Source organism: Telluria sp. PB2R4 (assembly GCF_059685695.1).
This window is the reverse complement of sequence record NZ_JCASIC010000012.1, coordinates 152562-167519: the sequence shown is the minus strand read 5'-3', so window position 1 is coordinate 167519 and position 14958 is coordinate 152562. Positions and strand designations below refer to the sequence as shown.

The following is a 14958-nucleotide window of genomic DNA, read 5'->3' as shown; positions in this document are numbered from 1 at the left end:
TGTCTCTCTCCATATATTTGATTTATTGGGACGCCTTCCGGACCTTGCCGGCCTGCGTCCTCATCTCGCTACCCGGCTGCGCGAACCATCGCAAAACAGCCGGTCACGTTCGACGAAGTCGATTGTTATTGAATGAAAACAAGACAACAACATCGATTAGGTGATTTAAGGCAAACACTCATGGGCTTGAGCGGTTGCGTGCAAATGCGCCACACTCATCGGCACGAGAATGCAGGCCGCGTGGCCACTGATGCCGTTTACGATATCGGAACGTCACGCCAGGTTATCGCTGCGCGCCGTCGACCGGCACGGGCCGATAGTCGACCGGCAGCAGCAGGTCCGGATAGCGTGCGCGCAAGGCGTCGATGGCGTTCAGCGTGCCGGACAAGTGGCCGCGCACGGTGCGCTGCGCGGCCTCGACGTCGCCGCGCCCGATGCAGTCCGCGATCTCGGCGTGCTGGGCCAGGATCGACTGCGCCTTGCCGTTCATCGGCAGGTGCATGCGGCGCAGGCGGTCCAGGTTGCCGCTGCGGCTACGCATCATCGACCACAGGTCGGGGATCGCCGCCGCCTCGTACATGCGGCGGTGGAATTCCATGTCGACCCCTGTGAAGCCGGTCAGGTCGCCGGCTTCGAGGCAGGCGCGCTGGCGCTCGACCATGTCGCGCAGCGCCCCGGCGAGTTCCGAAGCGGCTTCGTTCGCCAGCACATGGGCCATTTCGAGTTCCACCGACAGGCGCAGGAAATGGGCCTGGCGGGCCTGCGCCAGGTCGATGCAGCGCACCCGGGTCTGGTGCTGCGGGTAGATGTCGACCAGGTGCTCTTCTTCCAGGCGCAGCAGCGCCTCGCGCACCGGGCTGAGCGACAGCCCGTAGTAGTCGCACAGCTGCGGGCGCGCCAGCACCGTGCCCGGCGGGACCGCCAGGCTGACGATCAGCTCGCGCAGGTGCTCGAAGACCTGGACCGTCGCATTGCGCGAGCGGTCGAGACGGAACGGAGCGTCGGCGAGGTGCATCAGCGTGCCTCCGCTCCAGGGAACTCGTAGAATTCCGCTTCGACGATCGCCAGCGCCGAACGCGAAACGCGTTGGGCGCCGGTATCGGTGTTGGCCTGGTTGGCAACCTCGGTCAGCTGGATCGCGCCGGCATCTTCGGCCTGGCCGTCCAGTGCGATGCGCACCTGGCTGCCGCGCTGCGGCTTGAGCGGCAGCGTGACGTAGCCGAGGCTCTTGGGCGTCACGCCGCGCCACACCTCCACGTCGTCGACAAACACGCGCAAGGGATAGCTGCGCTCGCGCCAGCCGGCCAGCTTGAGCGTCAGTTCGCGCAGCAGTGCCGGGCGTGCGAGGCGGTAGCTGATCTGCGCCGCCTCGCCGGCCTTGCTGGTCCAGCTGGTCGTTTCGTCGTCATCGAAAGACTGCGCGGCCTGCTCCCCGTTGCTGCCCGCATCCGCGCCCGCCACCGGCACCGCGACGCGCGAGACCGTGAACGAGGGCGTGGCCGGGGTCGGACCGCGGTCCAGGCGAAGCGGCGGCGCCGGCGGGAGCGCGGCCAGGCCGCCGTCCACCTCGACCGCCCTTGACGTGACGCTGAGCGTTGCCGGCGCCAGGGCATCGGCACGGGCGCGCAGCGTGATCTTCCCTGCCTTGGTTGTGCTGCGTACGAAGACGCGGTTGACGCCTCCCTCCACCGGCAGCGAACGCGCCAGCACATGGTTGCCTGGTCCCTGGGCGATGCCGCCACGCCATTCGGCCGGGCCATCCAGTTCGAAGTGCACGGTATCCAGCGCCACCGGGTTGCGGCGACCCTTGGCGTCGACCGCCTCCACCTGCACCAGTGCCAGGTCGGCGCCGTCGGCGCGCAGGCCGTGCGGCGACGGGATGCTGGTCAAGCGCAGCGCCACCGGCTTGCCGGCCGTGGCCAGCACCGTCTCGCACACCTGCTTGCCCCTGGCGTCGTAGCCAACCGCCTTCAGCTCGCCCTCCTCCCAGGCCACCTGGTCGAAGGTGAACAGGAAGCGCTCGCTTTGGCGCGCACTTCCCACTTCCCTGCCGTTGAGGGTCAGCTTGACCGTCTCGGCGCTCGAGATCACGTGCACCGGTTTCACCGTGCCCGGCGCGTAGTTCCAGTGGCCGACGATGTGGGCGCGCGGGCGCTCGACGTCGACCCAGCCGTCCCACATCACCTGGTGCGCATGGAACGCATCCTTGGGGATGCGCATGGCGTCGACCTCGCCGCTGCGGCGGTAGTTCTCGGCGCCGCGGTGATGGGTATTACTGTCAGAGAAAATGATGTTGACGCCGCCGCTCGAGACGCGGGTGCCGGTGCCCGGCCGCTCGCGCCAGTAGTCGTACCAGCGGCGCACGGTCTCGATCGCGAAGCTGTCCTGGTTATGGTTATAGGCCGGCGCCGGCTGGCCCTTGTGCGGCGGACCATCGCCGTTCTTGTGGAAAGGGGGACTCAGCTCGTCCCAGAACTTGCGCGCGCCTTCGTCGCGGTTGTATTCCGTGGCCCACATCGGGTTGCGCGCGCTCTTATTGATGTACAACATTTCACCACCGTACTCGGCCACCGCCTGCAGCTCCTTGCTCAGCATCTCGCGGCTGCCCGCGGCGCGCCCGCCATGCGGATCGTAGCGGTCGCGCAGCGCCCGCATTTCCAGCTGGTGCTCGGCGCTGACGCCCTTGTTGCCGGACTCATAGAACAGGATGCTCGGGTTGTTGCGGAAGTAGACGATGGCGTCGCGCATGGCCTCCACGCGCTGGCCCCAGCGCCGGCCATCGACGTCCTTCTCGGAGTCGCCGGCCGGCATGGCCTGCATCAGGCCGACGCGGTCCAGCGACTCGACATCCTGCTTCCAAGGCGCGGTATGCATCCAGCGCACCAGGTTGGCGTTGCTCTCGACGGCCAAGCCGTTGCTGTAGTCGCTCAGCCAGCTCGGGACCGACAGGCCGATCGCCGGCCATTCGTTCGAGGTGCGCTGGGCATAGCCCTTCATCTGCAACACGCGGTCGTTCAGCTTGATCACGCCCTTGCCGAATTCGGTCTTGCGAAAACCGGTGCGCGTGGTGACGCGGTCCAGCGGCTTGCCGTCGACCTTGAGGGTGGTGACCACGTCGTACAGGTAGCCGTAGCCCCAGCTCCAGAAATGCAGGCCTGTTACGCGCGCGCTGGCCTTGGCCACCGTGGTGGCGCCGGGTGCGAGGGTCTGGGCCGGCGCGGCGAAGCGCGCCACCGCCTTGCCATCCTTGTCGCGCACTTCCACCTCGTAGGTGAAGCTGCGCGCCTGCTTCGAATCGTTGCGCACCTCGGATTCGGCGGCGATGGTGGCGCTGCGTCCCGGGATGTCGAAGTCGCGTGCGTACACGTACACGCCGGTGGTGCCCAGGTTCGAGACCAGCGGCAGGGTCTGGTACAGCGGCTCGGTCACGTGCAGGCGCAGGTTCTTGGGCAGGCCGCCGTAGTTGGCATTGAAGTTGCGGTCGGCCCACTGGTAGCGCTGGCCGGTGGCCTGCTCCTTGTAGTCCCAGCGGTTATCGGTGCGCACCGCCACCACATTCTCGCCCTTCACCAGCGCTTCGCTGATCTCGAAGCCGAAAGCGGTGACGCCGTTCTCGTGCAGGCCGATGCGGCGGCCGTTGACGAACACCTCGGCCGCCTGGCGCGCGCCTTCGAACTCGAGGAACACTTTCTGCCCCGGCATCAGGTTCTTCAGCGTGAAGCGCTTCCGGTACCAGGCGACGCCCGTCGAATGGTCGACGATGTCCTTGGCGAAAGCGTCGTCCTCGTTCCACGCGCGCGGCAGCGTCACCGGTTTCCAGGCGGTGTCATCGAACTTCGGCTGGGCAGCCCCGGCGGGATCGCCGACCAGCAGCTTCCAGCCGGGGTTGAAGTCGTACTGTGCGCGCTCGGCGAAGGCCGGGACGCTGGCCAGCAGCGCGGCCAAGCCGAATGCGGACAGTTTGAACGGGGAAAAACGCGACATCGGATGGTCTCCACTGGATTTATACTGATATATTAGTAGTTCAGCACACCTCCTGTACGGCTTTTCCGACAACTACTCAACATCGTGAGCGTTCAGGGAGGGTGCGTTGACACCGCCTCCGAATCAGCCGGTAATGGCGCCGTTCCCAATCGTTCGTAGAGAATCATGAGCAAACCATTCAAACGCATCCTTTTCACCGGCGCCGGGGGCAACCTGGGCCGCCGCCTGCGCGAGCGCCTGCATGAATTCGCCGACATCGTGCGCCTGGCCGACGTGGCTGCAGTTGTTGAAACCCTCGGCCCCGCCGGCCCCGGCGAGGAAATCGTGCAGTGCGACCTGGCCGACCGTGACCAGGTGATGCGCATGTGCGAAGGAGTAGATGCGATCCTGCACTTCGGCGGCGTTTCGACCGAAGTCGAGTTCGCGCCCATCATGCAGGCCAACATCCTTGGCATGGTCAACCTGTACGAAGCCGTGCACAAGCTGGGCATCCGGCGCGTGGTCTTCGCCAGCAGCAACCACACGATGGGCATGTACCAGACCAGCGAGCGGGTCGACGCCGGCATGCTGCCACGCGCCGACGGCTACTACGGCCTGTCCAAGGTGTGGGGCGAGAACCTGTCGCGTTACTACTGGGACCGGTTCGGCATCGAAACCGTGTGCCTGCGCATCGGTTTCTGCTTCCCCGAGCCCGCCACCCATCGCCAGATGGTGACCTGGCTGAGCCTGGACGACATGGTCGAACTGCTGCGCCGCTCGCTGGTGACGCCGCGCGTCGGCCACACCATCGCCTTCGGCGTTTCGGGCAACCCTGGCAGCTGGTGGGACGATCGCCATTCGCGCCACCTGGCCTACCAGGCCAAGGACAGCTCGGCGCAGTTCCTCGACAAGCTGCCCGTGGAAGTCGAGTATCCCGCGCCGGACGACCTCACCACCTTCCTGCAGGGCGGTCCCTTCCTGAACATCGGACCGAAGTACCCGTCATGAAGATAGTCCCGCGCTTGCTGGTTCCGCTGACCCTGCTGGCCCTGCCTGCGTACGCCGAGGTGCGCCTGCCGGCCATCCTGTCCGACCACATGGTGCTGCAGCGCGCTGCCAGGGTACCGGTGTGGGGTTGGGCCGCCCCGGGCGAGAACGTGTCGGTACGCTTCGGCAACCAGGCGCGCAGCGTGCAGGCCGGGCCGGATGGACGCTGGCGCATCGCGCTCGACCTGAGCACGGTTGCGCACTCGCCCGGCACGCTGGTGGTGCGCGGCGCGTCCAATGAGATCGTGGTGAACGACGTGCTGGTGGGCGAAGTGTGGCTGGCCTCGGGCCAGTCGAACATGGAAAAGCCGTTCGGCGAGAAGAAGGGCCAGCGACCGACCTTCGGCTCGGAGGAAACCGTCGCCGGGGCCGACCAGCCCGACATCCGCCTGTTCAAGGTCGCCAAGGTCAAGGCCGGGCAAGCGGCGGACGACGTCACCGGCGCCTGGGTACGCAGCTCCCCTGCTTCGCTCCTGTCCACACAGTTCTCGGCCGCGGCCTACCACTTCGGCCTGCGCTTGAAGCAGGAGCTGGGCCAGCCTGTCGGCCTGGTCGACGCCAGCTGGGGCGGCACCCGCATCGAATCGTGGACCGCGCCCGACCTGGTGGCGCCGGCCACGCTGCCGCCGCAAGTCAAGGACCGGCCCGCCACGCTGTTCAACGGCATGATCGTCGGCCTGGCGCCGTTCGCGCTCAAGGGCGCGCTCTGGTACCAGGGCGAGTCGAACATCCTCCATACCGACGACGGGCCGGCCTATACGCCGAAGATGGAGGCACTCGTTGCCGGCTGGCGCCGCGCTTTCGAAACCCAACTGCCCTTCTACTACGTGCAGCTGGCGCCGCACCTGTACTCGACAGTACGCGCCGACCAGGTCTTGCACGGCGCCGAATCGCTGCCGCGCCTGCGCGAAGCCCAGGCGGATGCATTGCGCATCCCCGGCACGGCGATGATCGTCACCACCGACCTGGCCGACGACCTGAAGGACATCCACCCGCGCGACAAGCAGACCGTCGGGCTGCGCCTGGCCAACCTGGCGCTGGCCAGGACCTATGGAAGGTCCGGTATCGCGCCGTTCGGACCGACCTTCCGCTCGGTGCGTTTCTCCGGGGGACGGGCGATCGTCGGCTTCGACCATGCGCAAGGGCTGGCGGCGCGTGACGGCAAGTCGCCGGACTGGTTCGAGATCGCGGGTGAGGACGGACGCTTCCACCCTGCCGCAGCCGTCGTCGAAGGTGGCGAGGTGGTGGTGAGCAGCCCGCAGGTGGCGGCGCCGAAGCTGGTGCGCTTTGCGTGGCACGAGGCGGCCACGCCGAACCTGGTCAACGGCGTGGGGCTGCCGGCGGTGCCGTTCCGCTCGGGGCATCCGATTCCTTCTAACCCGCTGTCACGGTGATGTCCGCAGGGTGGGCGGCTCGTGAATCGGCCACTGGCCAGATTCACCCCACGCGTTCAAATCACAGGAGCACTGTGGCGACGCTTTCTTTAGTTGAACGCGTGGGCGGGGGACCCGCCCACCCTACGAAAAACACTGTGCCAGGGTTCAGCGCACCATGCACGGCCGCTTGTTGTCGAACTTCCAGTTCGGGATCAGGAACTGCATGGCCGCCGCATCGTCGCGTGCGCCCAGGCCCATGTTCTTGTAGGCCTGGTGCGCCGCTTCCAAGGCATCGACATCGAGCTCGATGCCAAGCCCCGGGCGCGCCGGCACCTTGACCTCGCCGCCTTCGATCGTCAAAGGCTGCTTGGTCAGGCGCTGGCCGTCCTGCCAGATCCAGTGGGTATCGATCGCCGTCACCCGGCCCGGCGCGGCGGCGCCGACGTGGGTGAACATGGCCAGCGAGATGTCGAAGTGGTTGTTCGAATGCGAACCCCAGGTCAGGCCGAACATCTCGCACAGCTGGGCCACGCGCACCGAACCCTGCATGGTCCAGAAGTGCGGATCGGCCAGCGGGATGTCGACCGACTGCAGCTGGATCGAGTGCGCCATCTGGCGCCAGTCGGTGGCGATCATGTTGGTGGCGGTGAGCAGGCCGGTGGCGCGGCGGAACTCGGCCATCACTTCGCGGCCCGAGAAGCCGTTCTCGGCCCCGCACGGGTCTTCGGCATAGGCCAGTACGCCGTGCTTGTCGCGGCACAGGCGCACCGCTTCCGCCAGCGACCAGGCGCCGTTCGGGTCGAGCGTGACGCGCGCTTCCGGGAAGCGTTCGTGCAGGGCTACCGCCGCTTCCATCTCTTCGTCGCCGGACAGCACGCCGCCCTTGAGCTTGAAGTCCTGGAAGCCATAGCGTGCCTGGGCGGCTTCCGCCAGCGCGACCACCGCTTCCGGGGTCATCGCGGTGTCGTTGCGCAGCCTGAACCAGGCATCGCCCGCTTCCTCTTCGGACCGATAGGGCAGCCCGGTGCGCTGGCGGTCGCCGATGTAGAACAGGTAGCCCAGCATCGGCACCGCGGCCCGCTGCTGGCCCTCGCCCAGCAGGGCGGCGACCGGCACGTTCATGAACTGGCCCAGCAGGTCGAGCAGGGCCGACTCCACCGCGGTGACCACATGGATGGTGGTGCGCAGGTCAAACGTCTGCAGGCCGCGCCCGCCCGCATCGCGGCTGGCGAACGTGGTCCGGATGGCATTGAGCACGGCGTTGTAGTCGCCCAGCGGCTGTCCGACGATGAGCGGACGCGCGTCTTCCAGGGTCTGGCGGATCGACTCGCCGCCCGGCACTTCGCCCAGGCCGGTGTTGCCGGCGCTGTCGGTGAGTACGACGATGTTACGCGTGAACCAGGGACCGTGGGCGCCGCTCAGGTTCATGAGCATGCTGTCCTGGCCGGCGACAGGAACGACCCGCATCGCGGTGACGACCGGCGCGCCGCTGATATTCGCGCTGTAATTCGCGCTGTTATTCGAATTCATGTGTGACTCCGGGATGGTGAAATTATTGTTTGCTGCGGTAGTAGTCGGCCAGCACGCCGAAGGCCTGCTTGCGCACACCGGTCTCGGACATGATGCCCTTGCGGTTCCAGCCGTTCTGGAACACCGGGTGCTCGCGGCGCGGCGATTTGAAGTCCTTCAGGATCCAGGGCGACATGCCGCGCAGGGTCGGAATCTGCTCGGCCATCGCCAGGGTCTGGCGGTAGTATTCGGCCTGGTACTCTTCGGTGAATTTCTTCATGCCGTCATTGCGGTAGCCGGCCAGCGCGTCGGCGCCGAACTCGGACAGGATCAGCGGGCGGTCCGCCGGCACCTTCCATTTCAGCTTGGCGACGGCATCGAGCTTGTCCGGTCCGTACCAGCCGGCGTAGGTGTTCACCGCCAGCACATCGAGCTTGTCGGCCAGCGGATCGTCGATCGCCAGCGCGCCGCCGTCGTGCTTGACCAGCAGGGCCGCGCTGACCAGGCGGCTCGGGTCGAGCTGGCGCACGTTGTCGGCCATCGCCGCGTGGAAGCGCGTGCGTGCGTCCGCCACCGGCGTCTCGTTACCGACGCTCCACATGATCACCGAGGCGCGGTTGCGGTCGCGGTAGATGGTTTCGGCCTGCATGGTGAGGGCCTTGCGCAGCACGGCCGGGTTGTCCCAGTCGACCGTCCAGTAGACCGGGATCTCGCTCCACACCAGCAGGCCCATCTCGTCGGCCAGGCGCACCGTGGTTTCCGAATGCGGGTAGTGCGACAGGCGCACGTAATTGGCGCCGAGGCCGTGCTTGATCTCGTGCAGCAGTGCGCGCGAGCTTGACTCCGTCATGTTGCGCGCCGGGTTAGGGCCGAATTCCTCTTCGTGCAGCGAAATGCCGCGCAGCCAGATCGGCTTGCCGTTCAGGAGGATCTGGCTGCCCTTCACGGCGATGGTGCGGAAACCGACCCGGTCGCGTACTGAGTCGCCTGGCGCGGTGAAGCGCACGTCGTACAGCGTCGGCTTCTCGGGCGACCAGCGTTCCAGCCCTTTCGGGGCCGGCAGGTCGAACACGGCGCGGCCGTTGGCATCGGTGACCGCCCGTGCGCTGGCCAGGGCGCCGATCGCCACCGTCACCGCCTGGTTCGCGGCCTGCGGCCCCTGCAGGCGCACTTCGCCGGCGATACGGCCGTCCGGTCGCAGCTGGACCATGGCGTCGTCGATGAAGGTGCCTGGCGTGGTAATCAGGCGTACCGGGCGGGTGATGCCGCCGTACAGGTCCCAGTCGGTGATGAAGGTCGGGATCGACTGGGCGTCGTGGGTCGAGTCGACGCCGACGACCAGGCGGTTGTCGCCGGCGCGCAGCGCCTCGGTCACTTCCAGCACGAAGGGCGTGAAGCCGCCCTCGTGGCGCCCTACTTCCTTGCCGTTCAGGTAGACGTAGGCGCGGTAGTTGACCGCCTCGAAACGCAGGAAGGCGCGCTTGCCCGCCAATGCCTGCGCCTTGAACTTGCGCTGGAACCAGATCAGGCCATCGTAGTAGCGCAGTTCGGGCGCCGCGGCATTCCAGGCGCCCGGCACGTTGATGATCGGACCGCGGTCGAGGTCGAACTCGAAAAAGTCCACGCCGCCCTTGGCTTCGATGGCGGCGACATCGAGGTCGCGGTAGCGCTGCATGCGCGACTTCGCCACCCAGCCGTTGATGTCGGTGAGGCCGGTTCGGTACAGGTCTTTCGAATACGTCCACTGGCCCGACAGGTCCTGGCCGTCGCGGTGCAACGCGCCGCTCAGGAGGAAGGCGGGCCGCAGGTCGTCGGCCATGACGGGCTGGCAGACCAGCGCGCCGATGAATATCCAGAATGCTGCGGCAAGTTTTTTCATGGGGTGCGGGTGGAGGTCGATGATTGAATGAGATGAAGCGCTGATATATTAGTATACTTTGGCAGTATAGACGGCCATCGACAGAGATGCACGCGATTTCCCGGTTTGGTCATCAAGCTGATCGATTGGAGGCACACGCTCGACCCACTGTCCGCTCTCTATTAGTATCCGGCAGTACCAGCGAGGCTAATATATCAGCGCAGGCGCAGTTTGCGCTCTCGACAACCCCAGCACAGGACCGGCGCGCCTCGCGCAGCGACCGGCACGGAGACATGACAGAACCTACACAATCGCGCCGGCGCTTCCTGCGCTCGGCTAGCGCCCTTCCCTTGCTGGCCTCTATCCCCGCCATCTCGGAAGCCGCGACAGCGAATACCGGTGCGCGCCCGGTTCCCGTTTCCGGCACCGCCCTGCGCTGGCTGGACGGCAAGGCGCCAGACCGCTTCGAGGGCTGCACCCTGGGCATCCCCTGGCCGCGCGGCACGCTGCGCCTGCCGGCCAACAAGCGGCTGGATTTCACCTTGGGCGCGAACGGCCCCGCCATGCAATCCTGGCCCCTGGCCTACTGGCCTGACGGCTCGCTGAAGTGGACCGCCCACGCGGTGGCCGGCGGCGCCGTGGGAGATGGCTGGAACCTGGAACGCGGCGCCCCGGCGCGCGGCACGGTCTCGGTCAGGGAAAGCGCGGAAGGCGTCGTCATCAGCGCCGGCGAACTCGCGTGGACGCTGCCGCGCAGCGGCGAGGTGCTGGTGCGCATCGCGACCCGCGCCGGCCGGGTCACCATGCAGAACCTGAAACTGGTGGCGCTGCGCCAGGACGGCCCGCAACTGGAAACCAGCGGAAGCGTCGCCCGCAAGGCCTTTACCAGCAAGATCACGCAAGTCGCGGTGGAGCAGACCGGGCCGGTGCGCGCCGTGGTCAAGTTCGACGGCATGCATAGCGACGGCGCACGCGACTGGCTGCCCTTCTCGGTGCGCCTGTATTTCTACAGCGGCTCGGACAGCGTGCGCATCGTGCACTCGTTCATCTACGACGGCGACCCGGAGAAGGACTTCATCGCCGGCCTGGGCGTGACGGCCCAGGTGCCGATGAGCGACCAGACGGTCGACCGTCACGTGCGCTTTTCGGGCGAAGGCGTCGGGGTCTGGGGCGAAGCGGTGCGGCCGGTGACCGGCCTGCGGCGGGATCCGGGCCAGGCCTACAAGGACGCCCAGGTGGCGGGCAAGGCCTTGCCACCAATTAGCGGGATGGCGAAAGCCGTCCAGGACGGGCTGCAATGGATCCCCGAATGGGGCGACTTTTCGCTGGCGCAGCTGTCGCCGGACGGCTTCACCCTGCAGAAGCGCCTGCGCGCCGGCCGCGCCTGGATCGACTCGAATGCCGGCACCCGCAGCAAGGGTCTGGTCTACGCCGGCGGTGCCGCCGGCGGCGTGGCGCTGGGCCTGAAGGATTTCTGGCAGCGCGCCCCGGTGGGCCTGGACGTGCGCAATGCCGCCGGCACCATGGCGGACGTGACGGCCTGGATGTGGGCGCCCTCGGCCCCTGCCATGGACGTGCGGTCCTACCGCGCCGAAGACGGCATGGATACCCACGAAAAGCAGATCGCCGGCCTGAACATCACGTATGAAGACTACGAAGCGGGCTGGGACGCCGCCACCGGCGTGGCGCGCACCTCCGAACTGCAGTTGTGGGTGCTGGGCGCGACCCCTTCGCACGAGACGCTGTCCGCCATGGCCGAGCAGGTCGCCAATCCGGCGCGCCTGGCGCTCACGCCGCAGCGCATCCACCAGTGCGGCGTGTTCGGCGACTGGGACCCGGTCGATGCTTCTACGGGAGCGCGCAAGCTGATCGAAGAGCGCCTGGCACTGCAGCTGGACCAGTACCTGCGCGAGACCGAGCAGCACCGCTGGTACGGGTTCTGGTCCTACGGCGACGTGATGCACGCGTACGACCTCGACCGCCATATGTGGCGCTACGACATCGGCGGCTACGCCTGGGACAATTCGGAACTGTCGACCGACCTGTGGCTGTGGTACAGCTACCTGCGCACCGGCCGCGCCGACCTGTTCCGCTACGCCGAGGCGATGACCCGCCACACCGGCGAGGTCGACGTCTACCACCTGGGCCGGTTCAAGGGCTTCGGGACGCGCCATGGGGTGCAGCACTGGTCGGATTCGTCCAAGCAGCCGCGCGTCTCGAATGCCGCCTACCGCCGCATCTATTACTTCCTGACGGCGGACGAGCGCGTGGGCGACCTGATGCGCGAGCTGCTCGATTCGGACCAGGACCTGCACAAGGTCGACATCTCGCGCAAGCTGAAGACGGCCGGCGCGCGCCCGGACGCCTTCATCGGCGCCTCCTTCGGCACCGTGTGGGGTTCATTGATATCCGCCTGGCTGGCGGAATGGGAGCGCACCGGCGACACCCGCTGGCGCGACAAGATCGTCAATGGCATGCAGAGCATCGCCGCCCTGAAGTACCAGTGGTTCGCCGCCGGCGCGCCCTACGACCACCGCACCGGCCGTTTCCACGGCCCCGGCGACAAGGCCTCGTTCTCGAACCTGAACGGCGTGTTCGGCGTGGTCGAGATGAATTCCGAGCTGCTCACGCTGGTCGACGTGCCGGCGTATCGCAAGGCCTGGCTGCAGTACTGCCGCACCTACAATGCGCCGAAGGCCGACGTCCTGGCGCTGCTGGGTTCCGCTCCCGGCGGACGCGGCATGAGCGACACCAATTCGCGCATGACGGCCTACGTCGCCTACCAGGAGCGTGACCGCGCCCTGTCGCTGCGGGCCTGGCGCGAGTTCTTCGAGTCCGACTCGCTCAAGAAGGACAACGGGCGGAACACGGTGCGCCGCATCGGCGGCCCGGCCGTACTGCGTCCGCTCGACGAGCTCCCCGGCATCAGCACCAACGGCTCCGCGCAGTGGGGCCTGGCCGCGATCCAGCACATGGCGCTCGGCGGCGACACGCTGGACGAGGCGGCGCGGGCGGCGGGACTGGTGCGCTGAGCAGCCGACGGAACGGCTATTCGCGGACTGTTTGAACGCGTGGGCGGCACGTGCAGCGGGGGCTGCTCACATCATCGAGTGGAGCCGCCCACCCTACGATCGATCGGGGCACGGCATCGTAGGGTGGGCGGCTATACCCGGACCATGAACGACAGGCAGCCTCGATGCCGCCCACGCGTTCAACTCCCCAGTGAGCCGACGGAACGGCTATTCAGGAACCGTTTGAAGGGGCCATCGCGTTCGCCGTACTCGGTCGAAGCGTCCAGCCGCGTCCTCAGTCCGCGCCCGGCATCCAGTAATTCGGGTATTGCTTGCGCAGCGCATCGAGTTCCGACAGCGTTCCCGACAGGTGGCGCCGCAGCGCCGCTTCCGCGCCGGCGGCATCGCCGCGGCCGATCGCCTCGGCGATGTCGGCGTGGTCCTTCAGCACCGACTCGGCCTTGCCGTTGAGCGGCAGGTGCAGGCGCCGCAGGCGGTCCATGTTGCCGCTGCGGTGGCGCATCAGGCGCCACAGTTCCTCGACCTCGGCCGCGCTGTAGAGCTGCCGGTGGAAGGCCTGGTCGACGCGGCTGAAGGATTCGAGGTCGCGCGCCTTCAGCGCCGCCTTCTGCTGCAACACCAGGCTTTGCAGCGTCAGGGCCAGCGCCGGGTCGTTCTTGACCGCCAGCGTGCGCACCACTTCCAGCTCGATCGCCAGCCGCAGGAAGTGGGCCTGGCGCGCAGAGGCGATGCTGATGCCGCGCACGCGGGTGGCGTGCTGCGGGTAGATGTCGACCAGTCCTTCTTCTTCCAGCCGCATCAGGGCGTCGCGGATCGGGGTGACGGACAGGTCGAAGTGCGCGGACAACTCGTTGCGCGACAAGACCGTTCCCGGCTTGAGCGTCAGGTTGACGATTTCTTCGCGCAGGAACTCGTAGACCTGGACCGCGGCGTGGCGCGACCGGTCGAGGGTGAACGGGCCGCTGAATGCGATTGTTTCCATAGGGTGAAGCCTCGGGCTGGCAGCATGTCTTGTTAATTGCCAAGATGCTAGCACATTAGCGCCCGGGGCCTACACCAGCGCCAGTCTCTCCAGCAGCCACCAGCTGCTCACCACGATGACCAGGCCGGAGACCACCGGCGTGCCATGGCGCGCGAAGCCTTCGCGCCGGCGCACGAGCAGCAGCAGCGCGATCATGGCCGCGGCCACCAGCAGTTGCCCCGCCTCGACCCCGAGGTTAAAAGCCAGCAGCGGCAGCAGCAGGTCCGGCAACCCCTGCCCTGCATGCGGCCCCATCGCCTCGCGCAGCATGCCGGCGAAGCCGAAGCCGTGGATCAGGCCGAAGGCCGCCGCCATCCACAGCCGCGCGCGGACGGATTCGCGCCGCAGCAAGTTGACCACGCAGGCCACGATGATCGACAGCGCGATCAACGGCTCGACGACGCTGGCCGGCGGCACGACGATATCCAGCGCGGCCATGGCCAGGGTGAGCGAATGCGCCAGCGTAAACGCGGTGACGATGGCCAGCATCTGCCGCATCGTGGTCAAGGTGATCAGGAGCGCACACAGGAACAGCAGGTGGTCGAAGCCGGTGAGGATATGCGCGACGCCCAGCGTGAAGAAGGCCTGGGCGCCGGCCGGCGGCGCATCGGCCAGGACCGCCGCGGCGGCATCCAGTGTCAGCGCCGCCCCGGGTGCGGCCGCCGACAGCAAGGTAGTCGCCAGGAGCCGCCGGCGTGCATCCGTCACCACCAGCGTGCCGGGCCGCATGGCATCGACCGTCGCGAAATAGCCGGCATGGAGCGACACCCGGCCGACGGCGGGGCGCGGGAAGCTGGCCACGAAGCTGACCTCCTCCCTCCCCCCGACCGCCAGCAGCGCGCTTGGGACGATCTCCCGGCCGCCGTCGCTCAGTCGCAGCAGCAGGGCGGCGCGGGCGGGCGCCACCGACGCCGATGCGCCGCCGCGGGCGACGGCGCCGGCCTGCTCCGGCGACAATTCCAGCGCGCGCAGCATCGCGCGCGCCGCATCGTAGCCGAGGGTCACCCGGGCTTCGATCCGCTGGTCCAGGACCTGCACCTGGATGCTGCCGTCGAGGGGATCGTGGGCCCGGGCCGGCATGGCAAGCAGGCTCAATGCCAGGCTGGCTGCGAACAAGGTCTTGATTATCGAAAGCATATCCGGCTACAGGAA

Annotated in this window: 9 protein-coding genes; 3 read left to right on the top strand and 6 right to left on the bottom strand. The window is 67.5% G+C overall.

Going from position 1 to position 14958, the window contains the following annotated elements:
• Nucleotides 1–283: 283 nt before the first annotated feature.
• Together AC56LU_RS19105 and AC56LU_RS19100 are read right to left on the bottom strand one after the other, a co-directional pair.
• Nucleotides 284–1015 carry a GntR family transcriptional regulator gene (locus AC56LU_RS19105; RefSeq protein WP_497177191.1) on the bottom strand — a complete coding sequence of 244 codons (732 nt, stop codon included), beginning with the start codon at nucleotides 1013–1015 and terminating at the stop codon, nucleotides 284–286.
• Nucleotides 1015–3984, bottom strand: coding sequence for a glycoside hydrolase family 2 protein (locus tag AC56LU_RS19100; protein ID WP_497177190.1), 2970 nt, complete (start codon nucleotides 3982–3984; stop codon nucleotides 1015–1017). Before AC56LU_RS19100 ends, AC56LU_RS19105 begins: the two co-directional genes overlap by 1 nt.
• 165 nt (nucleotides 3985–4149) lie before the next feature.
• On the opposite strand from AC56LU_RS19100, the gene AC56LU_RS19095 reads away from it, so the two are divergent.
• Nucleotides 4150–4971: an NAD-dependent epimerase/dehydratase family protein gene (locus AC56LU_RS19095; protein WP_497177189.1), complete on the top strand. Its 822-nt coding sequence runs from the start codon at nucleotides 4150–4152 to the stop codon at nucleotides 4969–4971.
• Nucleotides 4968–6404 (top strand): sialate O-acetylesterase, encoded by a 1437-nt coding sequence (locus tag AC56LU_RS19090; protein WP_497177188.1) that lies wholly within the window; start codon nucleotides 4968–4970, stop codon nucleotides 6402–6404. The genes AC56LU_RS19095 and AC56LU_RS19090 overlap by 4 nt, the downstream gene beginning before the upstream one ends.
• 147 nt (nucleotides 6405–6551) lie before the next feature.
• Here AC56LU_RS19090 and gudD read toward each other — a convergent pair whose 3' ends face one another.
• Together gudD and AC56LU_RS19080 are read right to left on the bottom strand one after the other, a co-directional pair.
• Entirely contained in the window at nucleotides 6552–7916 is a 1365-nt protein-coding gene (gudD, locus tag AC56LU_RS19085) for a glucarate dehydratase (RefSeq protein ID WP_497177187.1), read from the bottom strand.
• Between the two features lie 22 nt (nucleotides 7917–7938).
• Nucleotides 7939–9774, bottom strand: a complete 1836-nt coding sequence (locus AC56LU_RS19080) for a glycoside hydrolase family 2 protein (protein ID WP_497177186.1) — start codon at nucleotides 9772–9774, stop codon at nucleotides 7939–7941.
• 272 nt (nucleotides 9775–10046) lie between these two features.
• Between AC56LU_RS19080 and AC56LU_RS19075 the strand changes: the two genes are divergently transcribed.
• Nucleotides 10047–12785 carry an exo-rhamnogalacturonan lyase family protein gene (locus AC56LU_RS19075; protein WP_497177185.1) on the top strand — a complete coding sequence of 913 codons (2739 nt, stop codon included), beginning with the start codon at nucleotides 10047–10049 and terminating at the stop codon, nucleotides 12783–12785.
• A gap of 274 nt (nucleotides 12786–13059) precedes the next feature.
• Here the strand turns inward: AC56LU_RS19075 and AC56LU_RS19070 are convergent, their stop codons facing one another.
• Both AC56LU_RS19070 and AC56LU_RS19065 read right to left on the bottom strand, forming a co-directional pair.
• On the bottom strand, nucleotides 13060–13767 hold the full coding sequence (locus AC56LU_RS19070) for a GntR family transcriptional regulator (protein WP_497177184.1): 708 nt from the start codon (nucleotides 13765–13767) through the stop codon (nucleotides 13060–13062).
• Between the two features lie 69 nt (nucleotides 13768–13836).
• The gene (locus tag AC56LU_RS19065) at nucleotides 13837–14943 is read right to left on the bottom strand and encodes a HupE/UreJ family protein (protein ID WP_497177183.1); all 1107 of its coding nucleotides are present in this window, start codon (nucleotides 14941–14943) and stop codon (nucleotides 13837–13839) included.
• Nucleotides 14944–14958 lie beyond the last annotated feature (15 nt).